The sequence below is a fragment of the Cellvibrio sp. genome, assembly GCF_053579595.1.
Window position 1 is genome coordinate 9,738 of record NZ_JBRFPI010000036.1, and the last position, 8,718, is coordinate 18,455.

Below are 8,718 nucleotides of genomic sequence, written 5' to 3' on the forward strand. Positions count from 1 at the left end.
TTCCACCGGCGAAATGCGCGACCTGCGAGCGGGTCGCTGCATTGGCGCCTGCATCGAATACGCCGCACGCAAAGGTATGCCGGTGATGATTTATGTATTCAGCGACGGCTCGGTATTCAGCAACGGCATGATCGATGATTCCATGGCGGGCGGCGGCAAAGGCGTCTGGACCGGCGACGACCAACAGACCGGCGCTGCCTTCTTCCTCGTCTACAACCCCGCGCGCCGCGCCGTGTTGATGGGCGGCACCAGCAGTGACCCGAATACCATAAGTGATGCCCAGCGTGTGCACCAACAGATCGGACATATGCGCGCGAGCGGCGATGTGGAAACCGGCTCAGGTGTCGTTGCCGCCAACAACGTCAACTCGCTGGTGGAAACCGTCGTGCTTAATTACATGGCGCTCCACGGTGCACAGAACCAGTTTGGCAGCGTCTTCCCTGGCAATAGTCTCGGTAACGCCGCCACGCTCGATAAACTCACGGCCTTTACCCCGATTTGCAACGGGGTGATTTCGCAGCCGGTGTAATTACCACCCAATCGACAGCAGATAACAAAACGCCGATACTGCCCACCAGTATCGGCGTTTTGTTTTATCCGCTCGCATAAAATCCCTGACTACCGCATTAGTGAACAACAATAATTCCAAGGATCTGCCGTATGAAAAAATCACTCTCATCTATTTGCAGTGCAATTGCATTATTCAGTATTTCCCATTTTTCCAGCGCCAGTATCCTCTGGCAGGGCGATTTTGAAACCGGTGACATTTCCCAATGGGATACACCTATTAATCCCGCAGGATTGTCTGTCACCAGCGACTGCGTGTTCGATGGGAAATACGCGGGCAAAGTGCGTTTGACTGGAGACGATTCTTTTTTATGGAAAGGCAATAAGTTTTTGAACCGCAGCGAATTTCATCATCGCCGTGCGGCGGGAAATACTCTCGAAGGCAAGGATACTTTTTTCGCATTCAGTTTTTATCTACCGAAAAAACTCAGCGAGCACAAACACGAATTGGGTTATTGGGAATCGGATAAAAGCTGGCAACAAATGCTGCGTTTTAATATTGCGGGCAGCGAGTTAAGTTTTCAGGAAACTGCCGCAAAAGAGGTGCTGTGGAAACTACCGGAAGGCGCCGCGCCGGGGCAGTGGCATCGCGTTGCATTACATATCCATTGGTCAACTGATCCGCAACTGGGTTCGGCAGAAGTGTGGGTCAATGGCAAACACATGGGCAAAAACCAGTTTAAAAATTTACCGGCAAAAGACGCCTTGATGTTTACCCAGATTGGCATTTTACGTACACAAGAGAAAGCCGTTGAAGACATTTTAATTGATGGCGCAATCGAGACAGACAATCTCACTGAACTGCTGGAGCGAGATAAACACTTGGTCGGCAAAATCTGCAATCCAACCACTCACTAATTAACCTGCATTTGCCATCCAATAGAGTGCAATTTTTTGAGGTTGCACTCTGTTTGGGCTACCCACCCAATCTGCGCATGATTGGTATAGCAATTTTTTAGTGGTTGCTAACACACAACCACTTTATTTATCAGCATCGCACCCACTTAAAACCAAATCATATGACTCAATTAAGTGACGCCCAAAAAATCACTTTTTCGTGCACGTTTTCGCTCCACTAATTCGCCTGCGCACAATATCAGTGCGGCCAGATTATTTCTCTCAGACTAAAACGCGCGGATTCCGTTACCACGACATACTTCCCCCCGCGATGGCACATGAGTTGCAAAACCATGTTTATTCTCATTGCGGGTACTGGCTATGCGATTCATTTTTTCGGCTACGCGGCTTTGGTCTATAGCGATTGGGGTATGTGCAATCTTATTGGGGGCAAACTGTATTGCAGCAGAACCCAATATTATGGATGCGACCACTGCGCTGAATAGCAGCTGGGTAGTCATTACCGGTGTACTGGTTTTTTTAATGCAAGCGGGCTTTGCTTTGGTGGAGAGTGGCATGGCGCGCGCAAAGAACTCCGTCAATGTGATTATGAAAAATTACATGGATGTGTGTGTATGCAGCGTGATTTTTTGGGCGCTGGGTTACGGATTGATGTTCGGTGTGAATAACACCGGTTGGTTCGGCGAGAGCCATTTTTTCCCCAGTGATCTCGCTGGATGGGATTGGACATTTATCTTTTTTCAAATGATGTTTGCCGCTACCGCCACTACTATCGCAAGCGGCGCCATGGCAGAGCGAATTCATTTTCACGCTTATTTAATTGGTGCCTGCATTATTGCCGGATTAATTTACCCCGTATTTGGCAGCTGGGCTTGGGGCAGCGCCCACGGTGGCAACGGCTGGTTGAAAGAAATGGGCTTTATCGATTTTGCCGGTTCAACCGTTGTGCATTCGATAGGCGGCTGGGTTGCTCTGGCCGGAATTATCGTGCTCGGGCCGCGCCTCGGACGTTTTTCGGCGAGCGGAGAGTCGCGCACTATTCCCGGACACAATTTAAGTATGGTGGCACTGGGTGGATTTATCTTGTGGTTTGGCTGGTTCGGTTTTAATGCGGGCTCAACCCTCGCCGCCAATCTAGACATCGGCAAAATTGCGCTCAATACCCATCTCTCTGCTTGTACTGGTGCGCTGGGTTATATGCTTACCGCCAAGTTATTTAAACAGCCCATTTTATTGACCGGCACAGTGAATGGCAGTCTCGGTGGTTTGGTGGGAATTACTGCCGGGTGCGCCACTATGGATCCGCAATTTGCATTAGTTACGGGTTTTATTTCCGGAATCATTACCTACATAGCGCCCAAATTTATCGCCAGCTTTAAAATTGATGACGTGGTGGATGCGGTGAGCGTGCACGGTTTTTGTGGTGCGTGGGGCACACTCGCGGCGGGGATTTTTTTCGCGGGGGATTTATTCAGTCTCGAACGTTTCAGCATTCAAGGTTTAGGCGTGCTGGTTGCCTTTGCCTGGGGCTTCGGTGTTGCGCTGCCGTGTTACTTCCTGATCGACAAACTCATCGGCATCCGCGCCAGCACCTTACACGAACAGCGCGGTTTGGATTTTACCGAACACGCTGAACTGGGCTACCCGGAATTTCAGGATACGCGCGCACTCAACGCAGACGCATTACATTCACAGCGATAATTTTTTAATAACGTCATTTATTTTAAAAAAGCGGCGATGGAAAAAAGGCACAGCACCGATGCCATACAACAGCAACCATCAATAACCAAGCTGCACCACCACTACCACACAGTCATGGAAACGAGGCGACAGAGTGAATCCAAGCCAAAAACGTAAAGCGGTTGAAGAAGCGCTCATGCCGTTTATCAACGGTAAAACGCTCGCCAACGCATTAATCCTGTGGGACGAAAAATACGCCCACCAACCTACGTTTGCCCTGCAACATTTTTTACGCGAGCTCTGTAACGATCTTGAAATCGCCCATATGCGCTCGCGAATGTTACAAGCGTTGGTCAGCACATTTTCATCGATGCAGGATGGCCGTCACCATCGCACTACCGAACCTCCTTCAATCAAACACAACACCCTTCATGCAGCGAAAACGTCTAGCTCGCCGATACTGCTGATGTTTATGGCACTGGTGGAACAACTGATTGACTCACCCGGAGGTGATGCCTCCACGCGCATCCGTCTCTACGTGTTGGAAAACCTCACCAAAATTTCATTGCCAACACATGAGCGCTGGGCTTTTCACGGTTGGTTAAACCAGATGACGCCGCTCACTGGCACTACACCCAATATCAATACCATGCAGCAGGTAATCAACCTGGCTTATGTGGCGCTGTGTGAATATTTGGGGCCGATCAAAGCTGACCAGATATTGCAAAGCACGGTGAGCAATGTGCAAAAAGAACATCCAACAACCAATGTACAAAGTTTGTTGTAACTGAAAATATATTTACTGAAAGGTGATTTCTGCGCGTAACCAGTATTCGCGGCCACCTGCAGGAAAAGGCGTACTCACATCATTATAGGGTTGGGGAATAAGTACATTAGCGTCAGTAAGATTGCTAACACCCAGCGTCCAGAGCACTGCTGGAAAACTGTAAGTCAAACTCAGGTTAAGGGTTTTTTCTGCAGCGAGCTGTTGTACTTGAATCGAATCTACTGCAGCTGAATATTGCTGTGCGTAGCGGCTGCCGACATAGCGTAAATCCAGATTCACTCCAAGATTTTCTACCGGTGTTTTCCAACCCAACCAGAGATTGGCGATTTGGTTAGCAGCACCCATATTCTGCCCTGAATGATTGGGCACATCGTAAGGCAACAAATCATCGTCGTTGGCTTTTGCATAACTCGCGTTAGCGCGCAGGCTAACAACATCACCGGTAAACCAATATTGCAGATCGATACCGCGCGTTTTAATTGGCGGGTTATTGGTGTAACCCGGCTCGTACGAATAAATAATGGCATCTTTAATTTTTTGATCAAACAGCGAGAGAGTCAGATAACTTTTTTTGCCGAGAGTATGGCCATATTCTATTTCACTTACCCGACTTTGCTCCGCTTTCAACGTTTCGGTTGCTGGATGAAAAATCGGATTGCTGGTTTGTAAATCCGGCTCGCGAAAGGCGGTGCCATAGAGCATTTTCATATGCCAATTTTTTTCTGCGCGCGTCACTCCAATGCGCGGTGTAAATGCACTGCCGGAATAATCGTGATGGGAAGCGCGCGCACCGAGTGAAAGGTCATAATCACTGATGCGCAAATCCCAATTTGCATAAATCGCACGTGTTTGTTGCTGCAATTCGCCATCCGGCGGGAAATATTCTTGCGGCGGCATATCCACACTAATTGCACGCGCTATTTCCGTTTGGTGGTACACCCCCAAACTGATACTCGCGTCTTCCGCATATTGGTAAATCGAATCGAGCTGTGCATCCCAGGCGCGGGCGCGCACATCGTAATCGTAGACAAAATCCGGCGCTTGCGAGGATGAACGCCAATTAGCTTCATCGCGATAACCAAAACGCGGCGTTAATTTCCATTGTTGATTCAATTCAAAATCGTGCGCGATAAAAAAATTGGTTTCGCGAAAATCAATTTTTGCCGTAGGAGCATAAACACCGTACTGCTGGATATTGTCCATACCGTATTGCAGATGAAATAAACGCACTTGAGTGCCCGACCAATCGAGATTGGCAACAAGGTTGCTACCGCGCGTATCGCTGGTAGCAATATCCGCGCGCGTGCCTTGGGAATCGATCCAATTGCCTTTGCCCCAATTGCCATCCTGAAAGCTGCCCGACACACTGAATTCACCGCCATCGAAACGGCTACCGCCATTTACACTGAGGACATTGGCGGATTCTTGAGTGCTAACAGTTATTTGGGTTTCTTGTTGGGCGCGGGTATAAATTCGAATGACCGCCAACTGCGCGCTGTTGCCGTATTTAACACTGCCCGGCCCGCGCAATACCTCAATGCGCTCCAATTGCGCGACCGGAAAATTGGGCGGCAGCGGGAAGGTGCCGTAGATAAGATCATTCACCGGCATATCATTAATTAAATATTGGATCTTGCCCTCGAACGCCCAGTTGCCGCGCGCAACAAGGTTGACTGCATTTTGCGTATCCATCCCCAAGCTGACGCCAGGAATGTGGAGCAATACATCGCGCAGGGTACGAGCGCCCATCGCACGCATGTCAGCTGAATCAAACAGGGTAATAATGCCCGGTTGGGAGCGCCAGGAACTGCTCAGATTAGAGGCAGTGTCCACCTGTAGATCCATCAACTCGCTGAGCGACAATTCAAATAACTCTGTGCTGTTCAGGGCGTTAACACGTGCTGCAGGCAGCACACCCAGTATCAGAATTAATAACACCAAGCCTCGCCAATCGCGACAGGAAAAACGCATACAGGGGTTACCAACAGGGTGAATGATTAACTTACTGACTAAAGCCTAGCCGACGAATGGGACTTGCATGAATTTATTGCCACGGCCTACCTCTCTGAAATAACAACACTTCCGGTTATAAGTACCAAACTAATAAGCATTAGCCATCCCGCCATCTGGCTGCTAGCCTGCGCGACCTGTTTATTTATCAACACTTTAGCGAAACAAGCTGTTCAATATTGATCAGCCGGGCGGTGGGATTTTATGGATTTTCAACTTGGCTACGTCGTAGCTGGACTGGTAGTGGGTTTTATTGTGGGTATGACCGGTGTGGGCGGCGGTTCGCTGATGACGCCGATCCTGCTCTATTTTGGCGTGAGCCCGGCCAATGCGGTGGGCACAGACCTGCTCTATGCCGCCATCACCAAAGCCGGTGGTATTCATGTCCATCACAAAAAGAAGAATATCGATTGGAAGATTACCGGTGAATTGGCACTCGGCAGCTTGCCCGCTGCCGCGCTGACGCTTTGGGCACTGCACAGCCTGCGTATGGATACCGACACGCTCAACAACATTATCAGAACGACTCTCGGCTACGCCTTGATCCTTACCGCCGTGGCGATTTTGTTCAAGCGCAAGATTTTTGATTACAGCCAGAAAAACAACAGCTGGATCACCCGCATGAGCCGCCGCGAGCAAATGATCTCCACCGTTGCCACTGGCACCGTGCTCGGCGCGGTAGTCACCATCACCTCTATCGGCGCGGGCGCACTGGGGACTGTTGCCCTATTTATGCTCTACCCGCTGTTGCCAACTGTGCGTCTGGTCGGCACTGAAATCGCCCACGCAGTGCCGCTCACATTGGTGGCTGGGATGGGGCACGCCGGTTTGGGCAATGTGGATTGGCATCTGCTTGCCAATTTATTGATAGGGTCCCTGCCGGGAATTTATTTGGGCAGCCATCTGGCCAATCGTGTAGCTGATCACTACCTGCGCCCGGCACTAGCGATTATGCTGGTGTTTGTGGGGATCAAGTTATTGTTTTAGTGGAGCGCATTTTTCACCGCGCTGGATAGCCGCAGCGCCAGCGAGGTGAAATCCTCATCAAACTGCATGCCCGCCTCGAGCTGATCCACCAATAAATTCAAATGATGATTAAGCGCGCTCAATATTTCTGTTTCCTGAGCTTCAGTTAGCCCCATCGAAAAAAACGCCTTCTCTACCTCGACACCCAAAAGACCAATTAGCTGAATACTTTGCTCTTTGTGGGCGATCTGGCGCAGGCGGATTTCATCGAGTGTTGCGTAAAGATTTGCTGCAATATCATCAATCAGTAGCTGCTTTGTTTGCATGCGTGAATGCTGCGCCAAAAAATAATCGAGCTTCGCATTGACGCCCTCCAAAATGATTTGAAGATTATCTTGCATACTCCCGCGTTTGACTTCATCGGTGGGCATATTTTTAATTAGCAATACAGTATGCCGCTGCACCATGACTAAATGATCACCGAGTTTATGTAAGCTCTGTGCACTACCATGCAAACGCTCCACTAATTCCAGCTCCAACATTGACGAAATTTCGCCAGTCGCATTGCACTCCAGTAATTCACCCAAGCGCCAATAGGCAATGGCGTTGAGCCCATAATTGCGCAAGCTATCCAGCAGGCAATCCATCAGTGCTTGCGGCGTATCCAGGCCGAGGCTCGTGCGCAAGAAATTAACAACGACCCCCAGAGCACCCGTTTCTGTGATCACCGTCATGACCAATTCATTGGCATTTTTTGCATCTGCCCGCCATTGCATACGCTGTTCGCGCAAGCGCTGGATGTGCGCCAATTTAGTTCTGAGCACACCTGGGTCATAGGGTTTAATTAAATAATCAACACCGCCTACGGCCAAACCCCGAGCAACTTCCTCAATGGCATTGTTAGAGGATAAAAATACAATATCCACATCTGCCAGCAATGGATCACTCTTGATTTGCTCACAAGCATCGTAGCCGTTCATACCCGGCATATTGACGTCGAGCAATACGATGTCAGGCAATTGGTTATCTGCGAGAAGTTGTAATGCTTCTTCAGCGTTTAAGGCGGCGGTGACGATAAAGTCTGATTGCAGATCCTCAAGCAGCATATGAATCAGCTCGGGCGAATCATCAACAATCATAATGCGAGTATTTGAATTATCGTTATTCACGAACACTGACCCCTGAATGATTTTTTTGTTGAATGTTGTTTACTGTTGGCGCTTGGTCGTTGCGTGCTGCGCGCGAAATTGTGCGATTAATTGGCGCAAATCTGCCTGCCTGAATTGATCAAAAGCCTGCTGCAATTGCTGCGCAAACGATTCCAATGGAGTTCCTATAGAAAGCGTTGTTACTTGAGCCAAATGCCGTTTGACCAAGGCCAGATTGACCGCCAGATTTTGCTCCACACCATCGATAGCAGTGCGAATTTCTTCGATCGTGTCTGTCGATAAATCCACTGCAACCTTGGTGATTGGCTGGTCAGGTTTTTCCAGAGATTCCACTCCGAATTTCACTTCCGTCAGCGCAGCACTGAACTCTTCCATCAACGCAACACCAGGCACCTGATTATCTTTGATGTGCTTATCAATCGCGCCCGCTGCAGCGGCCAGACGGACGGTACCCAGAGTCGCGCCGGTTCCTTTGATTTTGTGCGCGCGCAAGCGCACTGACTCACTATCGCCCTCTGCCAGTTGCGCTGCCATTTCCGTATCGGCATGCTGCTGGCTCGCAACAAAGCCGATAATCAATTTGCGCAGCAAGGACCAATTGCCACCCGTGCGCAGCATGGCGCCAGCGATATCAAAACCGGGCAAATCCAACATCATATTCGTGTTAGCCACGCTGGCTTC

At 49.6% G+C, this 8,718-nt stretch carries 7 protein-coding genes and 1 pseudogene; 5 read left to right on the forward strand and 3 right to left on the reverse strand.

What is annotated here, in order from left to right; translation table 11 throughout:
- From ACWA6V_RS03790 to ACWA6V_RS03805, 4 genes and pseudogenes are all read left to right on the forward strand, one after another.
- Positions 1–529, forward strand: a pseudogene (locus tag ACWA6V_RS03790) (hypothetical protein); the annotation flags it as partial.
- 131 nt (positions 530–660) lie between these two features.
- The gene (locus tag ACWA6V_RS03795) at positions 661–1,425 is read left to right on the forward strand and encodes a polysaccharide lyase (protein ID WP_449521248.1); all 765 of its coding nucleotides are present in this window, start codon (positions 661–663) and stop codon (positions 1,423–1,425) included.
- A gap of 360 nt (positions 1,426–1,785) precedes the next feature.
- Complete coding sequence (locus ACWA6V_RS03800) at positions 1,786–3,126, forward strand: ammonium transporter (RefSeq protein ID WP_449521249.1); 1,341 nt, start codon at positions 1,786–1,788, stop codon at positions 3,124–3,126.
- A gap of 133 nt (positions 3,127–3,259) precedes the next feature.
- Positions 3,260–3,892 carry a hypothetical protein gene (locus tag ACWA6V_RS03805; RefSeq protein WP_449521250.1) on the forward strand — a complete coding sequence of 211 codons (633 nt, stop codon included), beginning with the start codon at positions 3,260–3,262 and terminating at the stop codon, positions 3,890–3,892.
- Between the two features lie 12 nt (positions 3,893–3,904).
- On the opposite strand, the gene ACWA6V_RS03810 is transcribed toward ACWA6V_RS03805, so the two are convergent.
- Entirely contained in the window at positions 3,905–5,863 is a 1,959-nt protein-coding gene (locus ACWA6V_RS03810) for a TonB-dependent receptor plug domain-containing protein (RefSeq protein WP_449521251.1), read from the reverse strand.
- Positions 5,864–6,106: 243 nt separating this feature from the next.
- Here ACWA6V_RS03810 and ACWA6V_RS03815 point away from each other — a divergent pair, with 243 nt between their 5' ends.
- Entirely contained in the window at positions 6,107–6,889 is a 783-nt protein-coding gene (locus ACWA6V_RS03815) for a sulfite exporter TauE/SafE family protein (RefSeq protein ID WP_449521252.1), read from the forward strand.
- Here the strand turns inward: ACWA6V_RS03815 and ACWA6V_RS03820 are convergent.
- Together ACWA6V_RS03820 and ACWA6V_RS03825 are read right to left on the reverse strand one after the other, a co-directional pair.
- Entirely contained in the window at positions 6,886–8,037 is a 1,152-nt protein-coding gene (locus ACWA6V_RS03820) for a response regulator (RefSeq protein ID WP_449521253.1), read from the reverse strand. The genes ACWA6V_RS03815 and ACWA6V_RS03820 overlap by 4 nt on opposite strands.
- 39 nt (positions 8,038–8,076) lie before the next feature.
- On the reverse strand, positions 8,077–8,718 hold a 642-nt coding region (locus tag ACWA6V_RS03825), incomplete at its 5' end, for an Hpt domain-containing protein (protein ID WP_449521254.1).